This is a genomic window from Pseudoalteromonas sp. bablab_jr010 (assembly GCF_016464105.1).
In the GTDB taxonomy this organism is placed as follows: domain Bacteria; phylum Pseudomonadota; class Gammaproteobacteria; order Enterobacterales; family Alteromonadaceae; genus Pseudoalteromonas; species Pseudoalteromonas simplex.
Genome location: NZ_JACDWV010000070.1, coordinates 59,322 through 82,811, shown reverse-complemented (window position 1 = coordinate 82,811; position 23,490 = coordinate 59,322). Strand labels below are relative to the sequence as shown.

Here is a 23,490-nt window from a genome sequence, read left to right as displayed (position 1 = left end):
GGAGTAGTAAATGGCGTTTGCGCAATGGGCAGCATTGCCTTGGGTAAAATCTGAAAAAGATAAAATTCAATGGGGACAACTTACCGGTAGCGGGCTTAGCATCGCAATCGCAGAAGGTGTAAAACAACACAACGAGCTGGTTGTGATTGTCACCCCAGATACGCCAAGCGCCCTACGCCTTGAAACTGAACTCGAATTTCTGTTGCCCGAAAACCCAGTCATGGTCTTCCCTGACTGGGAAACACTCCCTTATGATCATTTTTCGCCCCATCAAGATATTATTTCTGCGCGCTTAGCCACGTTAAATACATTAAAAAAAGAACAACAAAGTGTATTAATCGTGCCAGTGTCGACCTTGATGCTGCGTACTGCCCCTGCTTCGTTTATTTATGGTTCAACCCTTAAATTTAAAGTGGGCGATACCCTAGATACCCACACACTACGTGAAAACTTAGAACAAGCGGGCTATTTACATGTACAACAAGTGATGGAGCATGGTGAATACGCGATTCGCGGCTCTATCGTTGACTTATACCCTATGGGTAGCCCGCACCCATTCCGTTTAGACTTTTTTGATGATGAGCTCGACAGCATTCGTTTATTTGATGTTGAAAGCCAACGTTCAGATGAAAAGGTCGACAAAATTGAGTTACTGCCAGCTCACGAATTCCCAACTAACGACGCTGACATTGAGCGTTTTCGTATCAATTATCGTGAACAATTTGGCGCAAGCTCTGAGCAAGACTCAATTTATATGCAGGTGACTAAAGGAACCTGGCCTGCGGGTATCGAATATTACATGCCACTGTTTTTTGATGAATTGGCAACCATCTTCGATTACTTACCAAGTAATACAACCTTTATGCATTTTGGCGATATTGAGCATGCTGCTGATCAGTTTTGGCATGATGTGAATGTACGCTATGAAAACCGCCGTGTTGATCCGCTCAGACCTTTGCTTGAACCTGTAAAGCTGTATCAAAGTGTTAATGAGCTATTTGGTGAATTTGGTAAATACGCGCGCATTCGTTTATCACAAGCAAAATTAGGCACCAAAGCGGGTCATATAAACCTTGCTAGTAAAGAGCTGCCAAATGTTCGTATTGATCATAAGTTACATGAACCATACCAAGGTTTAATTGACTATGTTGCCAGTGAGAAAAAACAAAAAGGCCGCGTGTTGCTCTCGGTTGAATCGGATGGCCGCCGCGAATCATTACTCACTTTATTAAAGCCAAGTGGTTTAAAGCTTAAAGAATTTGAATCGTTTAGCGATTTCACCAGTAGTTCGAGTGATGTTGGCCTAATCGTTTCGCCACTTGAGCAAAGTGTGGTGCTAGACGGTAAGCCGCGTTTAACCATTATCACAGAGCAAGAGTTATTAGGCATTAAGGTCTCGCAGCGTCGACGCCGTAAACATAAGTACGAAGCCAGCCAAGATGCGCTTATTCGTAACCTTGCTGAGCTACGCGAAGGCCAACCAATTGTGCACCTTGATCACGGTGTAGGCCGCTACCAAGGCCTTGAAACCATTGATGCTGCCGGTGTGATCACTGAGTTTGTTACGATCATCTACGCTAATGAGGCAAAACTATACGTGCCCGTTTCTGCGTTACATATGCTGAGCCGCTATTCTGGTGGCGAAGAAGCCTCTGCCCCACTCCATAAATTGGGCTCCGATGCGTGGGAAAAAGCCAAGAAACGTGCCGCCGAAAAAGTCCGTGATGTTGCTGCTGAGCTATTAGATATTTACGCTAAACGTCAAGCAAAGCCTGGCAATAAATTTAAGCTTGATGGCAGTGCTTATCGTCAGTTTAGCGACAGCTTCCCATTTGAAGAAACTGACGATCAACGCAACGCCATTGAGTCTGTGCTCTGTGATATGCAAAGCAAACAAGCGATGGACCGTTTAGTGTGTGGTGACGTTGGCTTTGGTAAAACCGAAGTGGCAATGCGCGCTGCCTTTGTGGCCGTAAATGATAACAAGCAAGTTGCGGTACTTGTACCAACCACACTACTTGCACAGCAACATTATGAAAACTTTAAAGACCGCTTTGCCGATTTACCAATTGAGGTTGGCGTTTTATCGCGCTTTAACTCAACCAAAGAGCAAAAAGACACCCTAGATAAAATGGCTGAGGGTAAATTAGATATCGTGATTGGTACTCACAAGCTTATTCAACAAGATATTCAATTTAAAGATTTGGGCTTATTGATTGTTGACGAAGAGCACCGTTTTGGGGTGCGTCAAAAAGAAAAAATTAAAGCATTACGTGCCGATGTCGATATTTTAACGCTCACAGCAACCCCTATCCCACGTACGTTGAACATGGCAATGAGTGGTATGCGTGACTTATCAATCATAGCCACACCGCCTGCAAAACGTTTAGCGGTTAAAACCTTTGTTAGACAAAGAGATGCTGAACTTATTCGCGAAGCAATTCTGCGTGAGATTAAACGCGGTGGTCAGGTGTATTTCTTACACAATAATGTTGAAACCATAGACCGAGTTGCTGAAGAAATTAGCGAATGGGTACCTGAAGCCAGCGTAACAACCGCACATGGTCAAATGCGAGAGCGCGAGCTTGAGCAAATTATGAGTGATTTTTATCACCAAAAATATAACGTGATTGTGTGTACCACCATTATCGAAACCGGTATCGATGTACCCACTGCCAACACCATTATTATGGATAGAGCAGATAAGCTGGGTCTGGCACAACTGCATCAGTTGCGTGGTCGTGTAGGCCGAAGCCATCACCAAGCGTATGCCTACCTACTGACTGGTAACCCTAAATCACTCAGTAAAGATGCGGTTAAACGCCTTGAAGCGATTGAATCACTGGAAGACTTGGGTGCAGGTTTTGCGCTCGCAACCCATGACTTAGAAATTCGTGGTGCCGGTGAGCTGCTTGGTGATGATCAATCAGGTCAAATGCAAACCATTGGCTTTAGTTTGTATATGGAAATGCTTGAGCAAGCGGTTAACTCCCTCAAAGAAGGTAAAGAGCCAACCCTTGAGAACTTATTAGGTCAACAAACTGAGGTTGACTTAAAGCTGCCAGCGTTATTACCTGATGATTATATTCATGATGTAAACGTACGTTTAGGAATCTATAAACGCATTGCAAGCTGTGCTAATCTCAATGATATGGACGAGTTACAGGTAGAGCTGATTGACCGTTTTGGTCTACTACCTGACGCCACTAAAAACTTATTCAGTTTGCAGCAATTAAAACTGCAAGCAAGTAATATTGGCATTAAGAAGATTGAAGCAAACCCGAAAGGCGGTTATTTTGAGTTTAGCCAGCATACAAAGGTTAACCCTAGCTTCATTATAGGTTTGATACAAAGTGCACCGCAGGTGTATAAAATGGATGGCGCAAACAAACTGCGCTTTGCAATTAGCGAAGCCAACGCTCGCGAACGCTTAAAAATGGTCACTGCAATGATTGCAGATTTCGAAAAAAAGGTTAGCCATTAATGTTGTTTAGAAATAGTTTACTACTGCTTTGTTGCTTATATACAAGCTCGTCATTTGCAGCACGTTGGTTCGAAATAGAAGTTCTTATTTATAAACAGCGCCCAGCCCCTTATTTACAGGAAGATTTCAGTTTAAAACACGATGAAATCAAGGCTAAGCGAAGCAAAGACTTATTATCTCCAGCTTACTCAGCACAAGCTAAACAGGCATGTATTGAGGGTGATAGCCGCTTTCGCTCAAATTCGTTTACCGATTCTTTAGTGAATAGCAACCCTCACTCTAATGTATGTGACGACAGTGTTGATTTTTTAGCAAGCTATAATCAACTGCCTGTTACACCCGTTGTTGAGCCCCGTGAAGACACTGACGACATTTACTTAATGGCGCCAGAACAATTACAATTTGTTGAGCAAAAAAATCAGCTTGATAGAAAAGGCTTAACCCCTATTTTGCACACTGGGTGGCGTTTTCCTGAAATGAGTGAAAGAAACGCACCCAGTATCCGTTTATTTTCCGGTGAACACTTAGCAAAACACTCAACCCCAGTAGAGAATGAAAATAACGACTTTATAAGCCTAGTGGGCCCTACTGAGCGCTATATTCCCGACCAGTTGCAAAATGTGCCAAAGTGGGAATTTGATGGTTTAATGAAAATTTATGTTCGTCACTACCTATTTATAAACGCAGATTTTGATATTAGTCAGCGCCTAGAAAACGGTGATTACGAAAAAGCACGTTTTTCACAATTTAAACGTGTGATAAGTAACGAGATACATTATTTTGATCACCCACGTATGGGTATGATCGTGCAAATAAGACGCTACAACCATTAATGGATACAATTATGAAAAAATATATGGCAATTGCAGCAGCGGCTGCAACACTTACTTTAGCGGGTTGCTCAAAAGTAAACTTAGAGAACTACGAAAAAATTAAAATTGGCATGGATAAAACTGAGGTTGAAGCTATCTTAGGTTCAGCAGATAAGTGTGAAGAAAAGACACTACACACTAACTGTATTTGGGGTAACAAAGATAAAAATATCGAAATTACCCTAGTGTCAGACAAAGTATCGCTTTATAGCAAAACTGGTTTAGACGCTAAATAAACCCAATTGGGTGGCCAAGGCCACCCTTTCATCTTTCATCTTTCAGAATGTCAGTTTGTGAGTAAATACGCTCAATATTAACAATTTTGCTGCGATTTAACGTAATCTTGTAGCGCTGATACAAAGTTTCATCTTCGCTTTGTGTAAAGACTAATACCACATTTAACTGATAACGCCTCTCTACGGCTTTCTTAGAGATTTTATTACTATCAAGATGATAGAGCTTACCTTCCCCCCGCTTTAAGTAGCGAGCAAACGGTGCCAAGCTAAATTGCATGGTTTGTTGCAAGGTATCGTAGCCTGGTAAAAACTCTTTCGCGTTAACTTGTGTTTCGCTTGCAAAATGCAGCCACTGAGCAGCCTGTTTATTTTGATGTCGGCGCTTTGAAAAAATTCTTCTTACCGCTTTAGGCAGGCGTTTAAAACTGGTGTATTCAAGCCAAATGTATTGGCTGGCAATTTTGTCTTTGGTTATGCTGTTTTTAAACTGAAAGCGCCATTTTGGTCGCCCTCTTACGATAGCTCGCCAGATCACCCGTGTGATGTCTTCTTTAAATATTTCACGAAGACCATAAATAACACCCAAGATCAAAATCAAGGTTGCTGTTACTTCGGTAAAGTTTGAGCGAGCATTTAACACAACCAACATCACAAAGGCCATGATCACAGCGGTCACCGTGCCCTTTACCATGCGTTTTAAATAACTGTTTAAATGCCGTGTAGTGCGATTAAGTACCACCCCATGCTCAATTAAACGTTGTAACAGGCGCATTTTATTAGTGATACGGTTGGCATCTTCGAGTGTTGATTGCGAATTATATTCTTGCTCATCACGATAACTGTTTTCAGCTTTGCAGAACTCTAATAAATCACTGCGCTCTTTTGCAAAATCACTACTGCGCGGCCCTTCATCCAATAGTTTCAAAAATGACTGCTCTACATGCCAACTTAAGTAGTTATCGGCATTTTTATAAAATGGCAGCAGCTTTTCATCATCGGGGGTATAGCGTCTTAGCTTTTTCAACAAGCCTTTGGTTTGCTCGCACAACTCAATGGCAACAGGGTAAAACTCTTCGGCTTCTTGGTGTTTTAAGGTGTCTTTGATATCTGCATTCAGCGCGAGTCGAACTTGATAACAAAATAAGTTTAAGTTTTGTCGATAATCCTGTTGTTCACCTTTGTTTTTACTAACAAAGCGGCTTCTCACTAAGGGTAAGTGAATGTTGTTAGCGTTATACGCAAGATGCGATTTAAAATTGTTGTTAAAGAAAGATTCTTCGCTCAGTGTTTGTGGGTTAACACTCATTTCATTCGGAATGGAAAAATACAGGTCGAGTCGTTGCTCTGTGCGTGGTTTAAGCTCAGGCTCAATAATGAAGGATAAGTTTTCGTCTTGTTTAAGCAATATCACCTCGTTTTTTAATAATGCTCCCTTAGTTTACGCGTTGATAGGCTTTCAGACAATAAAAAAGGCCCAGTAAAAACGGGGCCTTAGTAATCATTTCAAACTAGATTAGAACTTAACGTTAATACCAGCGTGGAAACGACGACCTAATACATCATATGTGTACGGGTCAGTGTTTGAATCATTGTTACCTGAGTAGTAAGGAGGCTCTTTATCAAATAAATTGTTTACACCCGCAGATAGTGTAACTGTATCTGAAAGTAAGTATGAACCACTAATGTCATGATAAACAACAGAAGGAGTCGTAGGCGCTAAACAGCTCGATGGATCATCTTTACATAAGTAGCTATCCATACCTGCAATGTAACGAGCTTTATATGTTGCATCCCAGCTTTCGCCTCGTGCTGACAACGTGAAATTTGACTTAATGTCTGCGTAGCCACCAGAACCTGAAGTGATCAGGCCAGCATAGTCTACTGTCTCATCAAGTACAGTTACAACGTACTCGTCAAGATAAGTTGTGTCTAATGCAGCTTTCCAAGATAAACCAGCAGCTTCAAAGTTATACGTTAGGTTAAGGTCTAAACCAGACGTCTCTTCAGAACCGATGTTTTGTAATTGGTTATTGAATTTAACACGACCTGTGCTATCCATGCTGATGTTAGCAGATTGACAAAGTACAGTGTTTGCATTGTCAGTAGTTGCTAAACATTGATCAACAATGTATTGCTCGTTAACTGAGGCAATCGCATTTTCAATTTCAATTTTGTAATAATCAAGTGTCATGCTGAAGCCTTCGAACCACTCTGGCTCGTATACGATACCAGCGGTTAATGTATCAGCTTCTTCAGGTGTTAGTAGAGAGTTACCACCAACAGTGACTTCTGCTTGGTCTTGCGCTCCAGGGAACGTAATTTGTTCAAATGATGGTGAATTACCTGAGTAAAGCTCAGATACTGTAGGTGCACGGAATGCTGTTGATACAACACTACGTAGCATTAGCTCATCATTTGCTTTCCAAGTTAAACCTAGCTTCCAAGTCTCATCTGAGCCAAATGTGCTGTAATCAAACGCACGAATAGCAGCGCTTAATTCAACATTTTGCGCAAATGGTGCATCGGCTAACAATGGTAATGCAAATTCAACATATGCTTCGTTTACGTCAAAACCACCTGCTGTTGGCTCAACTGGAGGATCATTTGCCAACCCTTGAGCAGTTAAAGAATCAGGCGTGTACCAAGCTTTTTCTTGACGACGTTCAACGCCTGCTGCGAATGCAGCATAACCTGCAGGCATTTCAAATAGCTCACCTGAAACAGACGCTGCAATAATAAATAGCTGGCTACCACCATTGTTTACTTCAGTATAAACATTTTTACGGAAGTCCTCAGATACCCATGCGGCTTGGTCAATAGGGTTGAAGGTTCCAGCTGTGATTTGGTCCTGAATTGCACCCATGTTGTGAAGATTGCTCAGCTTATCAACTGAATCGTTACGACCGAAGTTAGCTGAAACATCCCAAGAGTAATCACCGATGAAACCTTGTGCACCCACAACAGCACGTACAGTGTCAACAGACTGTTCAAAGTAACGTGCACCAGTGTCAGACATACGACGACCGTAAGAAATCATATCACCGTACTGATAGTTTCTTTCTTGAGTTACGTAGCTACCATCAGCATTTTTATCTAGATAACCGTCACCATCAAGATCAACACGCTCATCATAACTTTGGCTAAGAAGTGCATTACCCATATTTTCAGTGTATTCGAAGTCAAACCATACAGGTTGTGGAGCCATTTGTTGCTCTGACCAACGCTTAGTGTATGTGAATTCAGTGAATAAAGACGTATCATCAGATAATTCGTATGTCGCGATACCTGTTAGATTTAAACGCTCCATTGGCGTGTAAAGATAGCTAGCTGGTGAATAGTTGTATGCGTCTTCATTGGCATAACGGTGATAATCACCACCACGGCCAGTTACACCGCTATCATCTATTAATGATACTTGAATATCATCACCAGCGGCGTTTACAGTTGTACCTTTATCACCATTACCATTCCAGATGTGGCCACCTTCATTATATGAAGAACCCGTACAGTATAGGCCATTGCTACCTTCTGCTAATGGACACTCTGAAAAACTACGGTCTGCTTGAGATGCTTTACCACGGTCAGTATACTGCATTCCGATAACAATGTTTCCCTTATCGAAAGATGTACCTACTGTGAAATCAATTGAGTTTTCTGTTGCATCACCTTCGCCTGTGATCGCAGTATTAGCGTTCATGTCTAGGCCTTCAAAATCGTCTTTTAAGATGATATTTACAACACCAGCTACCGCGTCAGTACCGTATACAGCAGAAGCACCATCTTTAAGTACTTCCACAGACTTGATCATAGAAACAGGAATTGTATTTAAGTCAACAGTTGAAGCTGCACCTGTACCAGATGCAATCATACGACGACCATTCACTAAAACTAATGTACGGCTTGCACCTAAACCACGTAAATCGATACGTGCATTACCACCAGAACCATTGTTGATACCTGGGTTAGTCATCGCGCCGCCAGTAGCGGTCATTTTTTGTAATACGCTATCGATGCTTGTTGCACCCATTGCTTTGATGTCATCTGCACCAATAATTGTTACTGGGCTTGCGTTTTCCATATCAGAACGCTTAATACGAGAACCCGTAACTTGAATTTTTTCAATAGACTCTGCTGCATCATCAGCAGCTAAAACTTGCATGCTTGAGAACATTGGGATTGCTGAAACAACAGCTAAACCAAGAATTGATTTTTTCATGTGAAAACCCTACTTGTTGGAAATTTACCTTTAGTTAGGTAGCGCTCGTTATTATTAGAATCACGAGTCAGCGGAGGGCAACTTAGGCCCAGCTAACTGAACGAAAACTGAATAAAAGATCAAATAAAGAGCAACCCAGAAATGGCGTACCAACTTTAGGTAATAAGGTTTCACGATGTATCAATGTTAATAGAAAAAAACACCTACATATCAACAAAATAACATTATTGAGTAGCAAAAAAAACACGATTGAAATCAATTGCACGTACTTTGTAATCAAGTGTAATCAAAGCCTAATTAATGCTACAAATGAAATTTTTACAAGTTGATCACACAACGTTATAAAAACCGTAAAAGCTTGGTAAGACTGCTAACCATAGTTATTCACTTAAATTAACTAAATAGACAAAGTTAGTCTGTTAAACAGTGTATTAGAGGATGATTTTTTGTTTTTGTTCCGTCAGTTTGTAATACCGTATAAAAATACGACTAATAAAGAACATCAAAGTAAAAAAAGGTGAAGCAGAAATTGCGCTAATCACAGCTTTTAGATAATAAAAAACTGCGATCAACAATAATGAAGGAAGATGTTATCGAGTTTGCAGTGAATCGAAATAATAAAGCAAGGTTTGTGGTTGATTGTCGCCAGAAGTATAAGTGAGCATCATTTTCCAAGTCATAACAGGTTCAGAGCATGCGCCAACCATAGTATCAGCAACCCAAACTTGCCCTGTCTGTTTAAACTGCAGTGGAATAAAACCCATATACATGGTGACACCTTCAAGTTTTGCTGAAAGGTTTTTAGCCTCCTTTGGTAACTTTAGGTTAATCGTAAACGGTGTTTCTGGACTGATATCTGGGTTATTTAGCCAAACTTCTACATTATTAGGGTAATTGCAATGACTATTGTTCTGACAACTTGTACTTGTGCTGCCCTTATCTATACTTTGGCTATCACATGCAGCTAAAAAAAGACTAAAAAGGAACACGGGAAATAAGCTTATTCGCACTCTATTTGCCTGTATAAAATAAAGTCAGATACTAATTAGAATGCCCAAAAAAGACAACAGGCACCTAATAATAAGTCAATAAAAATACAATCTCTGACAAAAAATAACCAACAAAGCGCTAAAATTTGATTGATGTCATAATTTTATGCAATTGACCTATCTTTTTAAGGTCAAAAATTTTATCATTTCCATCGCAAAAATAAGGGTTTCTCGAGTTTGTTTTCTGAAGCTAGCACCGCTAAGTTGGCTTTAGGTAACATGCTTGTGAAGTAATAGTAGGCCCCACTTTGAATAAAAGTGGGTAATTCATTTCTAAAACGCATTTATTGCAGCGGAAGCCAGAAAATGAGCCAAACAGTAGCATCACAAACTGAGTACAATTATAAAGTTGTACGCCAATTCGCTATTATGACAGTGATTTGGGGCATCGTTGGCATGAGTGTTGGGGTTCTGATTGCTGCCCAATTAGCTTGGCCAGCACTTAACTTTGATACACCATGGTTAACTTACTCTCGACTACGTCCGTTACACACGAACGCAGTAATTTTCGCATTTGGTACAAGTGCACTTTTTGCGACGTCTTATTACGTCGTACAACGTACATGTCAAACGCGCCTTTTCTCAGATAAATTAGCAGCCTTCACCTTCTGGGGTTGGCAACTTGTTATCGTACTAGCAGCGATTACCTTACCATTGGGTATCACAAGCTCAAAAGAATACGCAGAACTTGAATGGCCAATCGATATTCTTATCGCCGTTGTTTGGGTAACTTACGCAGTTGTATTCTTTGGTACGTTAATCAAGCGTAAAGTATCGCACATCTATGTTGCGAACTGGTTCTACGCTGGTTTCATCATTACTGTTGCCGTTTTACACATTGTAAACAGCATGGCAATTCCAGTTTCACTAACTAAATCATACTCTATTTACGCAGGTGCTGTAGATGCAATGGTTCAGTGGTGGTACGGTCACAACGCTGTTGGTTTCTTATTAACTGCTGGTTTCTTAGGTATGATGTACTACTTCGTACCAAAACAAGCAGGTCGCCCTGTTTATTCTTACCGTTTATCGGTTGTTCACTTCTGGGCTCTTGTTTCTTTATACATCTGGGCAGGTCCTCACCACCTACATTACACTGCGCTTCCAGACTGGACGCAAAGCTTAGGTATGGTTATGTCAGTTATCCTATTCGTTCCATCTTGGGGTGGTATGATCAACGGTATCATGACGTTATCAGGTGCATGGCATAAACTACGTACTGACCCAGTACTTCGTTTCTTAGTTGTTTCTCTATCTTTCTACGGTATGTCTACGTTCGAAGGCCCTATGATGGCTATTAAGTCAGTTAACGCGCTTTCTCACTACACTGACTGGACTGTAGGTCACGTACACTCAGGTGCACTAGGTTGGGTTGCAATGATTTCTATCGGTGCTATTTATCACCTAATCCCTGCACTATTCTCACAAGGCCGTATGTACAGTGTTAAACTAGTTAACACGCACTTCTGGTTACACACTGTGGGTGTTGTTCTATACATCGTAGCAATGTGGATCTCTGGTGTAATGCAAGGTCTTATGTGGCGTGCAGTAAACTCAGACGGTACGTTAATGTACAGCTTTGTACAGTCATTAGAAGCTTCGTATCCGTTCTATATCATGCGTTTCCTAGGCGGTGTATTCATCGTAACAGGTATGCTAATTATGGCTTACAACGTTTATCGTACTATTGCAGCGAAGAAAGATTCGCTTCAACTAGACGCTGACGCACAATTGGCATAATGGAGTAGCACGATGAGCAATAATAATTCACAAAACAAACACGAAATAGTCGAAAAGAACGTTGGCCTAATGGCTATCTTGACTGTCTTTGCAATCAGCTTTGGTGCATTAGTTGAGATTACTCCACTCATGTTCCAAGACGATACGACTAAACCTGTTGATGGCTTACGCCCTCTTACAGCGTTAGAAATGGAAGGCCGTGATATCTACGTGCGTGAAGGTTGTTACAACTGTCACTCACAAATGATTCGTCCTTTCCGTGACGAGGTTGAGCGTTACGGTCACTACTCTGTAGCTGGTGAGTCAGTATGGGATCACCCATTCCAATGGGGTTCTAAGCGTACTGGTCCTGACTTAGCGCGTGTTGGTGAGCGTTACTCAGACGATTGGCACCATGCTCACTTAATGGATCCACGTGCAGTGGTACCTGAGTCAAACATGCCAGCGTTTCCTTGGTTAGACGAAAACAGAGTCGATACGACCCATACACTTAAAAAGCTTCAAATATTCCGTGATAGCTTCGGAATTGATAAAGCGAGCGACCGTTACGACGGTAAAGGTTACGGAAGTGACGAAGAGCTACAAGCTGACATTGCGAAAATCGAAGCCATGAACGGTGGTCAAGGTGCAACTGAAATGCAAGCTCTAATCGCTTACTTACAACAGCTTGGCACACACTTGAAGTAATTATTATGGATTACGGAACATACAGAGGCATTTTGACTCTGGTAATTTTAGTACTGTTTATTGTGATTGTTGTATGGGCATACAGCAAGCGTAGCAAACGCCGTTTTGACGATGCTGCTAATGCCATATTTGAAGATGAAAAAAAACACAACAACACAATCTCTAATGAGGAAAAGGAGTCTGAGAAATGACTAGCTTTTGGAGTATATGGGTTATTGTATTAACCCTAGCGTGTCTTGCTATCATCTTCGGCCTACTTCTGTGGAACTTAAAAAACTACGCAGGTGTGAAAGAAGGCGAAAGCTGTGGTCACGAATTTGACGGCATTGAAGAACTTAACAACCCACTACCAAAATGGTGGACTTATATGTTCTTCGCGACATTTATTTGGTCTGTATACTACCTTGCTGCTTACCCAGGTTTAGGTAACTGGGAAGGTTTAGGTAAATGGACAAGTTCTAACCAAGGTATTACCTCTTTAGCTGAGTCTAAAGAAGCGACTGAACAAGCATTAGCTAACGGTGAGAACGTTCAATTAGACCAAGAATTTATCGCTGCTGATGAGCGTTTTGGCCCAATCTTTGAGTCATTCGCAAAACAAGATATAGAAACACTAGTTAAAGACGAAAAAGCGCTTGAGATTGGTCAACGTTTATTCTCTCAAAACTGTGCACAATGTCATGGTTCAGATGCACGTGGTGGTCAAGGCTTCCCTAACCTAACGGATAACGATTGGTTATACGGCGGCACACCAGATAAGATCAAAGAAACACTTCTTTACGGTCGTGTTGCTGCGATGCCACCTTGGGGTGATGCGCTTGGTGAGCAAGGCATTAAAGAAATGACTGCTCACGTACTTAGCCTTTCTGGCCGTACTGTTAACCAAAAAGACGCTGCTGCAGGTGCTGCTAAGTTTGCAATGTGTGCTGCGTGTCACGGTGCTGACGGTAAAGGTTCAGTTGCACACAACTTACCATTTGGTGCACCTAACCTAACAGATAACATCTGGTTATACGGTGGTTCTAAACGTGCTGTTGAAGAAACACTAATCAATGGCCGCGCCGGTGTAATGCCAGCATGGAAAGACATTTTAGGTGAAGATAAAGTTCACTTATTAACAGCGTACGTTTACAGCTTATCGCAAGATAAATAACCACGCGGTTAATAAAATGTATAAACAATTAATCTTTTAATTCAATAGATTAATTAAGATCAAAAAAGCCTCCATCTGGAGGCTTTTTTTTAGTCTTTTGCTTTTAAATCCGATAAAATGCGTACAACGTTTTTAAAGGTATAAGTACTATGAAACCCACTCCTTGGTATAAAAACTTTTGGCCATGGTTTTTAATCTCTTTTCCTCTTGCAGCTATCATCGGCTGTGCTGGTCTTATTTATATGGCAATTGGCAACGGCCCAGATATGGTTGTTGACGATTATTATAAAAAAGGCAAGGCAATTAACCTTGAACTCAGCAAATTTAATAAAGCAAAAGCACTTTACTTACATGGCGATTTAAATGTTGCAGACGACAAAGTAACATTCACTTTCACCAAGGGTGATGCAAGCAATGTTCACTCTTTAAAAATGTCTTTTTATCATCGCACCATTAAAGCCAATGACTTTGATGTAAGCTTAATGAAAAACGCCCATGGCGATTTTACTGCCCTACTCGACACCCATGTTGACGGTGCATACACAGTGTTTATTGAACCAATCGATAACAGTTGGAAACTTAAAGAAGATGTCATTTTACCAACTGATAAAACGATTTCGATTAGCCCTGAATATAAGTAGTAAACTCTAATGTCCGATAATTGCTTTCATTGTCTTGAAAGTGTGCCAAAAGGCTTTAATGCGACTGTCGAAATAGACGGTAAGGCACAACCTATGTGTTGTATTGGTTGCCAAACGGTTGCTGAGAATATCGTCGCCCAAGGCATGACCGATTATTATAAATTTAGAACTGTTCGCTCTGGTAAAGTTGAACAGCTTGTTCCAGAGCAACTCGAGTTGATTAAAAGTTACGATAACGAAGATATTCAAGACGAGTTTATTTCAGCCACTAATGATTTATCAGAAGTACTATTAACGGTTGAAGGCATCACCTGTGCTGCCTGTGCTTGGTTAATCGAAAAACAACTACTTAACTTAAAAGCAATCAAACGTGTTGATGTAAATACTTCGACCAACCGTGCCATGATACAATGGGATAAATCGGTTACACCGCTTAGCCAAATTATCACCTCATTACATGAAATCGGCTATAAAGCCTACCCGTTTCAGGCAGACCTTGAAGCGAGCCAAAAACAACAAGCCGCGAAAGCTTATATCCGCCGTTTAGGGGTTGCCGGTCTGATGACCATGCAAGTAATGATGTTTGCTTTCGCTATGTATTTTGGCATGTTCTCTGGCATGGAAGAGAACTTCGAGCAGTATTTTCGCTGGATAAGCTTAGTACTTGCATCTCCTGTAATTCTTTACAGTGCCCTGCCATTCTTAACCAATGCTATTAATGGTTTAAAAGCCAAACAGCTGAATATGGATTTACCCGTCTCATTAGCGATTTTTGGTGCTTATGGGGCAAGCTGTTATGCCACATTAATGTCGGTTGGCGAAGTTTATTTTGAATCTATCTGTATGTTTACCTTCTTATTATTATTAGGTAAATATTTAGAATTTAGAGCCCGTTTAAAAGCCAGTGAATTTACCGCTAACTTGCAAAAGTTACTGCCTCTTACAGCTCGTATTATCGATGAGAATAACCAAGAATCGATAATTGCGGCCAAAAAACTAAAACTGGGTGATGTTGTGTTGATCAAAGCAGGTGAAACCATTCCTGCTGATGGTATTGTTACAAAAGGTCAAACAACCGTTGATGAAGCAATGATGACGGGCGAGCATCAACCCGTTAACAAGTTTATCAGTCATCAAGTTTACGCAGGTACTATTAATCACGATGGCGTTATCAGTATTGAGATCAACAAAATCGGTCAAAATACCCTGCTTAATCAAATTATTAAGTTGCAACACACAGCGTTAACCAAACGCCCGCGATTAGTTGAGATCACAGATAAAGTAGCACAGTGGTTTGTTGCCTGCTTATTAGTATTTGCCTCAATAACAGCGATTGGTTGGTATCAAATAGACCCCGAGCATGCCTTTTGGGTGACTATTTCTGTACTTGTTGCTACCTGCCCTTGTGCGCTTAGTTTAGCGATTCCAACTGCCCTAACTTGTGCAGTTGCAAGCTTAACAAAGCGTGGGATTTTAATTAAGCAAGCCCACGTATTAGAAACGCTACCACAATTAACTGATATCGCCTTTGATAAAACAGGTACCTTAACGCAAGGTCGCTTTACCATTGAACGCGTTGAGCTAGTAAACAGCCAGTACAGTGAAGCTGATGCATTACGCTTATCTGCCCAACTTGAAAGCTTCTCTGAGCACCCTATAGCTAATGCATTTGCTGGTTTCAACGACTCAATAAACCCTATTGAGAATGTGACTATCGAACCGGGTAAAGGCATTACCGCTTTACTCAATGATCAACACCTTGCGATAGGTAAAAGCGGTTGGTTTGATACCGAAAAAGCTGATGCTCAAGCAACCTTGTATATCGATAAACAAGTCATTGCGCGCTTTTACTTAGCAGACAGCTTACGTGATAACGCAGAAAAACTGGTTACTACACTTCATTCACAACAGCTCAAATGCCATATGTTAACGGGCGATGCCTCTAACAGTGGTGAGCGAATTGCAAAACAGCTAAATTTAGATACCGTGCATGCAGCATGCAGCCCTCGCGATAAACAAGCCCATGTTGAAACATTGGCAGCTAAAGGTGCCATTGTTGCTATGGTTGGTGATGGCGTGAATGACAGCCCGGTATTTGCCAGTGCCCATTTATCTATCGCAATGGAAACCGGCGCTGATATTTCCAAAAATAGTGCTGATGTGGTATTACTCAATAGTGATCTAACGGCTATAGAACATTTGCTTACTGTCTCGAAAAAGACGCGCCGTATTGTTAAGCAAAACTTGGCATTGTCACTTATTTACAATGGTTCGATCTTACCTCTGGCAGCCCTTGGGCTCGTTGCTCCTTGGATGGCCGTCATCGGTATGTCTGCAAGCTCCATTTTGGTTATTACCAACTCATTAAGGTTATTAAAACTATGAGTATCATCTATATGCTTATCCCAATTGCCATTTTATTTGTGCTAATTGCAATTGGGGTATTCTTTTGGGCTGTAAAAAGCGAGCAGTTTTCTGATTTAAATAAACAGGGTCACAGTATTCTGTTCGAAGACGATAAAGAGCAGCATAACAAAAGTAATGATTGATCCGCTGTTTATTAGTGCATTTATAATGGGCTTGTTAGGCAGTGGTCACTGCCTAGCTATGTGTGGCGGCATTGCCAGTAGTTTACAACTTGCTGCCAACAAAAATCGAGCAGTAAGCTTTTCGGTTGCATACAACCTAGGCCGAGCACTCAGTTATATGCTGGCCGGTGCACTCGTAGCTGGAATTAGTAGTCGCTTCGCGGCGCAAAATACCAGTATATCGGTAGCTTTGTCTTTTTTGAGTGGTATTTTTATGCTACTAGTTGGGGTTTACATAATGCGCTTAGCGGCAACCCTACAGTGGCTAGAAAAACTAGGCAAGGCGCTCATATGGCAGCATTTAGCTAAACTCAATCGTTTTTTATTACCGGTCGATACAACCCCTAAAGCCTTGCTTTATGGCGCTTTGTGGGGTTGGTTACCCTGTGGCCTAGTTTATTCTGCGTTAACCTGGGCACTCACAAGCCCATCAGCTCTTCACGGTGCAGGCGTAATGTTATTTTTTGCTTTGGGAACTTTTCCAGCAATGATCAGTGTTGGTCTTGTTAGTCAAAAAATAAATACTCTTTTTAACCATGTTTGGATAAGGGTTATTCTAGGCAGCGTAATAATATGGTACGGTATATACTTATTAATTATAGCAACCGATAAGTTAGTTCATTAACCTAAAGTTGTTAACCTATTTGAATGGATTTGATGTATGGACTTCTCACAAAACAAGTCAAAAGGCTTATGCACAATTAGCTGTAATAATTGCAGTATCAGCCAGCTATGTTTGCCATTTTCATTAAACGGTCAAGAAATGGATCGTCTCGATGAAATCATCGAACGTAAAAAGCCTCTACACAAAGGTGATTATTTATTTGAGTCTGGCGAAAGCTTAAATGCTATTTATGCGGTACGCTCTGGCTCGTTTAAGTCTTATACTTTGTCTGAACAAGGTGATGAACAAATTACTGGCTTTCACTTGGCTGGTGATTTAGTCGGTTTCGATGCAATCAACAAAATGGCTCATCAAAGCTTTTCGCAAGCCCTTGAAACTTCAATGGTATGTGAAATTCCATTCGATACTCTAGACGAATTAGCAGGTAAATTACCTAAGCTACGCCAACAAATTATGCGTTTAATGAGTAATGAGATTAACTACGACCAAGAAATGTTATTGTTACTCAATAAAAAGTCAGCTGAAGAGCGTCTAGCAAGTTTTATTTATAATCTTGCAGAGCGTTTTGGTGAACGTGGTTTCTCACGTAAAGAATTCCGTTTAACCATGACACGTGGTGAAATCGGTAATTATTTAGGCCTTACTGTTGAAACAATTAGCCGCCTTTTAAGCCGCTTCCAAAAAGCGGGCTTTATTAAAGTTGAAGGCAAATTTATCACCATTTTGGACCAGCAAGCGCTTGCAGCAACAGCAGCGATTAAATGTAAATAGAGTTTGATTTAACGCAACTTTATATTGTTTGCCCCTTTAACTGTTCTAAATTTAGGTTACACTCAAAGTACTACTTTTTGCGGAACAGTTAAGGAGCAGCACATGGACGCAATTAAACGAATTTTAGCAGTTATAGACCCAACCAAAGAGCAGCAACATAGTTTAAGCCGCTCAATTGATCTAGCCAAAAAATCTGGCGCGACCATCACCGCTTTCCTCAGTATCTACGACTTCTCTTATGAAATGACCACAATGCTTTCTGCTGATGAGCGTGAAGCAATGCGCGAAGCCGTAATAAAAGACCGCCAAGAATGGTTAAATGAACAAATTGCCCTTTACCCAGAGCTTACCATTGATAGCTGTGTGGTTTGGCATAACCGCCCTTACGAAGCCATTATCAATACCGTGATCAACGATGGTTTTGACCTAGTTGTCAAAGGCACCCATCAACACGATACACTTAAATCGGTTATTTTCACCCCAACTGACTGGCACCTCATTCGTAAGTGCCCTGCTCCAGTTTTACTTGTTAAAGAGAAAGAGTGGCCAGCAAAAGGCAATATTTTAGCTGCTGTGAACGCCGTGAGTGAGAATGAACAACACCTTGAACTTAACAAGCGTATTATCAAAGACGCTCGCTTCATTTGTGACTTGGCTAATGCCACTCTTAATTTAGTGAATGCCTACCCAGCAACGCCGGTTAATATCGCGATTGAAATTCCTGAGTTTAACCCAGGTGTTTACAACGAATCAGTTAAAAAACATCACTTTGAATCAACGCTTTCATTAGCTGAAGGCTTTGAAATTGACCAAGCTCATTGCCACATTGAAGAAGGCTTACCTGAAGATGTTATTCCTGATGTGGCTGCGCGCCTCAACAGCGAATTAGTAGTGATTGGTACAGTTGGACGTACTGGCTTAAGTGCAGCGCTTGTCGGTAACACAGCAGAGCATGTGATTGACAGCCTTGACTGCGATGTATTAGCATTAAAACCAGACGGCTATGTAAGCCCACTTGCTAAATAACCTATTGAATAGATATTAAAAAAGCCCCTGTTTGGGGCTTTTTTATATATACAGTTTAAGAGTTTTATATATTTGTTACATCAATAAATAATGATTCATCAATGTTTGTTGATGAGACCACCGCCTCGCTAAAGTCATAGCTTTCACGATTGCCTTCTCTATCAAGTGGTAAATTTTCAAAATCAAATAAGTTTCTGTCTGCAAGCTGGCTTGGGCTAACATTTTGTAAAGACTTAAAGATACTCTCAACACGACCTGGAGTTTTCTTATCCCACTCTGTCAGCATGGCTTTGATTGATTGACGCTGCAAGTTTTCTTGTGAGCCACATAGATTACAAGGAATGATCGGGAAGTCTTTGTGCTCAGCGTATTTAATTAAATCTTTTTCACGGCAATATGACAACGGACGGATTACCACGTTACGTTCATCATCAGAGCGTAATTTTGGTGGCATCGCTTTTAGTCGTGAACCATGGAACATATTTAAGAACATTGTCTCAACGATATCATCCATGTGATGACCAAGTGCTAGTTTGGTTGCACCAATTTTTTCTGCAAATGAATAAAGTGTGCCGCGACGAAGTCGTGAACACAGACCACAGGTTGTTTTGCCCTCTGGTACTTTTTCTTTTACTACTGAGTAAGTATCTTTATCAACGATGTAATACGGAATATTTAGCGTCTCAAAGTAATCAGGCAAAATGTGCTCAGGAAAACCAGGCTGCTTCTGATCAAGGTTTACCGCAATAACTTCAAATTTAATCGGCGCTGCTTTTTGTAAATTAAGCAAAATATCTAGCATTGCAAAAGAATCTTTACCACCACTGATACATGCCATAACAACATCACCGTCTTCGATCATGTTATAATCAGTAATCGCGGTACCAACATGCCTTCTTAGACGCTTTTGAAGTTTATTAAATTCAAGAGTTTCTTTTCTAGTATCAGTTTGATTCATTTGCTCTGCTCATACAGGCTTTAGTAAGCCATGTTTCATAGTAAAAAGTTCGGCGTGGATTATACGGACTTTTTGAGCGAGTTGAAATGATTAGCGTGGGATAATTAAAACGCTTCTCTTGTAGAGATACCACGTACAGCACAGCGCTTTGGGAATGAAGGTTAAGGATTCAGGTTATTTATATTTAAAACAGGTTAAGTGGTGTTTTCTGGATTTACTAAATAATTTATATGAAACAACAATTAATCTAAAAAGTTCGAAGCAGCTACTTCCGCCTCGATTATGGCTCTATGCGCTTTTAAACCAATATTTGTTGAATAAAAATCTGCTGCTATTTTAAGCTCTTGTGGTGATAATAAACTAAGAATTTTAAGCTTAAAAGCCATCTTGGCGGCACTCATGTCTGTTGGCTCTGCCAATACCGATGTCCCCATCGCATTTATCAACAATTGCTTTTGACTTTCAGGTAAATCTTTTAGTGTATCTGCTAATATTTGCTTTGTATCGACCTCTACAATACCACCAAGGCCATTGAAGATTTCATCCATTTTCAATGCATTATAGAACCGTTCAAATTCTAATTCTGCATTTGGCTCAGACTGAGCCGAACACACGATAAATGGCAACGAAAACAAAATCAGCAAACAAACTCTCATTTAATTATCCTTATTTTTTAGTTTTACAACTTAGTCGAAAGCCAAATAGCAAATTTAGTGGAGTGCTTAACGACTAATCTGATTGGTGAATAATAAAGTGAACTTGAACCATTCACTTTGCCTAGGTTCTGGTGTTCAATTTCATCTTGTTGAATGCTTAGTACCGTTTGATATGCGCTTTTATTATTTTTCTCTAAATAGCTTAATTGCCATTCTAGATGATGAAGAACCGTTGATTCAACGGCTTCTGTACACACCCAAATTGCTTTACGGCCAAATAAAGCAGTAATCAAACCTAAACAATAACCACCCAAAGACCAAAACCAGATTGCGTGGCAATGCCGTACTTTATGTTCCTTTAACCAACAATCAAAAGTTTTGAAATGCTCGATTTCATGATTTAGCATTTCTTTAAGCTGTACAGAGATATCTTGATATAAAAACTTAGCGACAAATAACTGAGCCTTATAAATGCTTATCGCCCCAAATTCACCTGCATGATCAACACGCACAATTCTAGCGACTTCTTTTGAGATCATCTTAATTGCTTACTGTGCATTTATAACGGGAAGCTGTACAAGCAAGATCAGGCCAGTCATCTCTACCCCAGCAATACTTATCATTTCTAAGTGGTTTTAGATGCCAAACTACTGGCTTGCCCTTATTATCTAAGCGAGTTTCATTTTCAAGCTGCACACGGACTAAATTTTTCTCTGCTGAGAGAATATTATAAACGAAGGTTTTTCTCGCTTCAGACTCAGAAATATAGCCCTGTTCGTCATATGAGATTTCTAATGTGTTGTTTTTGAAAGCTACGATATGAAAATTAGCTTCACAAACTGGGCTATTTGTAGACTGCCATGAGCCTTGCAACTTAGTTTGCATTTCTTGGTTGATAAGTGAATGACTACTACACGCTGAACATAGCAGTAAAATAACAAAAATAGACGCTAAAGGTTTCATTAAGATGCTTTTAAGTCCCTGAAAAATTGACATTTAGCATATCGAGAATCGTAAAAATGTCCAGCGATACGCTTAATAAAAACAAAGGGCACAATAGCCATGTGCCCTTTGTTAACTTTAAGCGCTTTTAGTTTTAGCTTTTTTATTCTTTGCCAATCGTTTGGCACGTTTTATAGCCGATTTTTTCGACGCATTTTTCTGCGCAATTTTTAACACTTTAGCCTCTTTTAATTGCTTTTTTGCTGCTTTAAAGCGCTTTTTAGCATTTTCAGCTAGGTTCTCAGCTTCGCTGGCACACTCTACAGCTGCTTGTGCTTTTAGTGCTGCATCTTTTGCAAGTTCAGTGGTTCTTGCCACTTCTTTTTTACTCTTTTCAAGAATTTTTTCGAGCTTAGCAAGACGTTTCTCAAATACTGACTGTGAATTTTGCATAGTATTCTCCTTCACTGGCGTATAGACATGCGGGTAGGTTCGGTAACAATAAGCGAGTCGACACAATTTACTACATCGTGATCTTTCTCCGGGTAATCTAAACAACTTAAGAAGTGGCGCATACAGTTGATTCTCCCGCGCTTTTTATCGTCAGATCGAATTTGTGTCCAAGGTGCATCCTTAGTATGGGTATGAAACATCATGGCATCTTTGGCATCACTATAATCATGCCATTTAGCCAGTGATGCCATATCAACTGGGCTTAGCTTCCATTGTTTGAGTGGGTCGTTTTGGCGCGATTTAAAGCGTCTAAATTGCTCTTCTCTACTGACCGAAAACCAATATTTAAATAGCTTAATACCGCTATTCACCAACATACGCTCAAGTTGAGGTGTTTGACGCATAAACTCCAAATATTCGTGATCATCGCAAAAGCCCATTACCTTCTCAACACCGGCTCGGTTATACCAAGAACGATCGAAAAGTATGATTTCACCCTTAGTAGGTAAGTGGTTAATGTAACGCTGGAAGTACCATTGATCACGCTCTCTTGCAGATGGTTTTTCTAAAGCCACTACGTGCGCCCCGCGAGGATTTAAATGCTCCATAAAACGCTTTATAGTGCCACCTTTACCAGCCGCATCTCGACCTTCAAATAAAATCACAATTTGTTGTTCAGTCTCTTTGGCCCAACCTTGCATTTTTAAAAGTTCGATTTGCAATTCGTGTTTATGGCGCTCGTATTCAATCACGTCCATTTTTCGTTTATACGGGTATTTACCGTCAGCATTCCACTTTAAGCTTGGGTTTTTAACATCTAGATCAAAAACCACATCCTGTTTAGCATTGTGTTCGGATAAATTCTGCTGTTTTACTGATACAGGTTCGACATTGACTGTCTGCATAACGACTCCTATTAAACTATAACTACCTATATTGAGAACTTTATAGTTTTACTTTAAGCCAGTTATAGCTAAGTAACTTGATCTAAATCTATATTTTCATTCCTTAAAAATTCATTTAAAAATAGAAAGTTAGCACTTAATAATTAAGTAAAGATCAGGCTAGCAATATACAATCAAGTCTTTTTTCTATAATAAAAAACAATCAGAGAAAACTAATACATTCCGACTATTTCTATGTTTCAAAACACACTGAACCTTAAATACACAGCAATACAAATAGTTAGGAAAAATATGAATCAAGGGAATAATTTAGAGCAAAGAAACAGTCATAGTAATTGTACTAACTACGATGAATTTTCAATTTTGCTCATACGTCTAAATGCTGAGATAAACTTTTGAAAAAAGAAACATAAGAACTATCTGTGCTTCACAACGAAAAAAGGACCTAATTAAGGTCCCTTTTGTCGAAGTTTAAACGCTTTTAGCCA

22 protein-coding genes are annotated in these 23,490 nt (G+C 40.3%); 13 read left to right on the top strand and 9 right to left on the bottom strand.

Translation table 11 applies throughout. From position 1 onward, the window contains the following. The first annotated feature begins 10 nt into the window (after positions 1-10). From mfd to JIG37_RS05855, 3 genes are read left to right on the top strand one after another with little or no spacing between them, the layout of a single operon-like run. A complete protein-coding gene (mfd, locus tag JIG37_RS05865) occupies positions 11-3,484 on the top strand; it encodes a transcription-repair coupling factor (protein WP_199528933.1) in 3,474 nt (1,157 codons plus the stop codon). Then, positions 3,484-4,317, top strand: a complete 834-nt coding sequence (locus JIG37_RS05860) for a peptidoglycan binding protein CsiV (protein WP_199528932.1) — start codon at positions 3,484-3,486, stop codon at positions 4,315-4,317. Before mfd ends, JIG37_RS05860 begins: the two co-directional genes overlap by 1 nt. Positions 4,318-4,328: 11 nt before the next feature. Further along, positions 4,329-4,592 (top strand): hypothetical protein, encoded by a 264-nt coding sequence (locus JIG37_RS05855; RefSeq protein ID WP_054553091.1) that lies wholly within the window; start codon positions 4,329-4,331, stop codon positions 4,590-4,592. A 28-nt stretch (positions 4,593-4,620) separates the two neighbouring features. Here JIG37_RS05855 and JIG37_RS05850 read toward each other — a convergent pair whose 3' ends face one another. The 3 genes from JIG37_RS05850 to JIG37_RS05840 all read right to left on the bottom strand — a co-directional run bounded on the left by JIG37_RS05850 (position 4,621) and on the right by JIG37_RS05840 (position 9,797). Then, positions 4,621-5,997 (bottom strand): hypothetical protein, encoded by a 1,377-nt coding sequence (locus JIG37_RS05850; RefSeq protein ID WP_199528931.1) that lies wholly within the window; start codon positions 5,995-5,997, stop codon positions 4,621-4,623. Between the two features lie 108 nt (positions 5,998-6,105). Continuing rightward, a complete protein-coding gene (locus JIG37_RS05845; protein WP_194442325.1) occupies positions 6,106-8,808 on the bottom strand; it encodes a TonB-dependent receptor in 2,703 nt (900 codons plus the stop codon). 590 nt (positions 8,809-9,398) lie between these two features. Next, a complete protein-coding gene (locus JIG37_RS05840; RefSeq protein WP_199528930.1) occupies positions 9,399-9,797 on the bottom strand; it encodes a hypothetical protein in 399 nt (132 codons plus the stop codon). 366 nt (positions 9,798-10,163) lie between these two features. On the opposite strand from JIG37_RS05840, the gene ccoN reads away from it, so the two are divergent. The 10 genes from ccoN to uspE all read left to right on the top strand — a co-directional run bounded on the left by ccoN (position 10,164) and on the right by uspE (position 19,088). Next, the gene (ccoN, locus tag JIG37_RS05835) at positions 10,164-11,597 is read left to right on the top strand and encodes a cytochrome-c oxidase, cbb3-type subunit I (RefSeq protein ID WP_036967883.1); all 1,434 of its coding nucleotides are present in this window, start codon (positions 10,164-10,166) and stop codon (positions 11,595-11,597) included. Between the two features lie 12 nt (positions 11,598-11,609). Further along, positions 11,610-12,284: a cytochrome-c oxidase, cbb3-type subunit II gene (gene ccoO / locus JIG37_RS05830; RefSeq protein ID WP_054553056.1), complete on the top strand. Its 675-nt coding sequence runs from the start codon at positions 11,610-11,612 to the stop codon at positions 12,282-12,284. A 5-nt stretch (positions 12,285-12,289) separates the two neighbouring features. Beyond that, entirely contained in the window at positions 12,290-12,475 is a 186-nt protein-coding gene (locus JIG37_RS05825; RefSeq protein ID WP_010373992.1) for a cbb3-type cytochrome c oxidase subunit 3, read from the top strand. Beyond that, positions 12,472-13,437 carry a cytochrome-c oxidase, cbb3-type subunit III gene (gene ccoP / locus JIG37_RS05820; RefSeq protein ID WP_199528929.1) on the top strand — a complete coding sequence of 322 codons (966 nt, stop codon included), beginning with the start codon at positions 12,472-12,474 and terminating at the stop codon, positions 13,435-13,437. The genes JIG37_RS05825 and ccoP overlap by 4 nt, the downstream gene beginning before the upstream one ends. 149 nt (positions 13,438-13,586) lie before the next feature. Beyond that, entirely contained in the window at positions 13,587-14,078 is a 492-nt protein-coding gene (locus JIG37_RS05815) for a FixH family protein (protein ID WP_054553054.1), read from the top strand. Between the two features lie 9 nt (positions 14,079-14,087). Next, a complete protein-coding gene (locus JIG37_RS05810; protein ID WP_054553053.1) occupies positions 14,088-16,463 on the top strand; it encodes a heavy metal translocating P-type ATPase in 2,376 nt (791 codons plus the stop codon). After that, positions 16,460-16,627 (top strand): cbb3-type cytochrome oxidase assembly protein CcoS, encoded by a 168-nt coding sequence (gene ccoS / locus JIG37_RS05805; RefSeq protein WP_054553052.1) that lies wholly within the window; start codon positions 16,460-16,462, stop codon positions 16,625-16,627. The genes JIG37_RS05810 and ccoS overlap by 4 nt, the downstream gene beginning before the upstream one ends. After that, positions 16,620-17,291, top strand: a complete 672-nt coding sequence (locus tag JIG37_RS05800) for a sulfite exporter TauE/SafE family protein (RefSeq protein ID WP_054553051.1) — start codon at positions 16,620-16,622, stop codon at positions 17,289-17,291. The genes ccoS and JIG37_RS05800 overlap by 8 nt, the downstream gene beginning before the upstream one ends. 36 nt (positions 17,292-17,327) lie before the next feature. Next, complete coding sequence (locus JIG37_RS05795; RefSeq protein WP_054553050.1) at positions 17,328-18,062, top strand: FNR family transcription factor; 735 nt, start codon at positions 17,328-17,330, stop codon at positions 18,060-18,062. Positions 18,063-18,164: 102 nt separating this feature from the next. Continuing rightward, entirely contained in the window at positions 18,165-19,088 is a 924-nt protein-coding gene (uspE, locus tag JIG37_RS05790; RefSeq protein ID WP_138600031.1) for a universal stress protein UspE, read from the top strand. 64 nt (positions 19,089-19,152) lie between these two features. On the opposite strand, the gene ttcA is transcribed toward uspE, so the two are convergent. The 6 genes from ttcA to ppk2 all read right to left on the bottom strand — a co-directional run bounded on the left by ttcA (position 19,153) and on the right by ppk2 (position 23,002). Beyond that, positions 19,153-20,046, bottom strand: a complete 894-nt coding sequence (gene ttcA / locus JIG37_RS05785) for a tRNA 2-thiocytidine(32) synthetase TtcA (RefSeq protein ID WP_054553048.1) — start codon at positions 20,044-20,046, stop codon at positions 19,153-19,155. Between the two features lie 242 nt (positions 20,047-20,288). Further along, on the bottom strand, positions 20,289-20,702 hold the full coding sequence (locus JIG37_RS05780) for a hypothetical protein (RefSeq protein WP_138600030.1): 414 nt from the start codon (positions 20,700-20,702) through the stop codon (positions 20,289-20,291). Positions 20,703-20,725: 23 nt separating this feature from the next. Further along, the gene (locus JIG37_RS05775; RefSeq protein ID WP_054553046.1) at positions 20,726-21,241 is read right to left on the bottom strand and encodes a demethoxyubiquinone hydroxylase family protein; all 516 of its coding nucleotides are present in this window, start codon (positions 21,239-21,241) and stop codon (positions 20,726-20,728) included. Position 21,242: 1 nt separating this feature from the next. After that, a complete protein-coding gene (locus JIG37_RS05770; protein WP_138600028.1) occupies positions 21,243-21,665 on the bottom strand; it encodes a hypothetical protein in 423 nt (140 codons plus the stop codon). Between the two features lie 117 nt (positions 21,666-21,782). After that, positions 21,783-22,097, bottom strand: coding sequence for a hypothetical protein (locus tag JIG37_RS05765; protein ID WP_054553044.1), 315 nt, complete (start codon positions 22,095-22,097; stop codon positions 21,783-21,785). A gap of 11 nt (positions 22,098-22,108) precedes the next feature. After that, positions 22,109-23,002: a polyphosphate kinase 2 gene (gene ppk2, locus JIG37_RS05760; protein WP_138600027.1), complete on the bottom strand. Its 894-nt coding sequence runs from the start codon at positions 23,000-23,002 to the stop codon at positions 22,109-22,111. Positions 23,003-23,490: the final 488 nt, after the last annotated feature.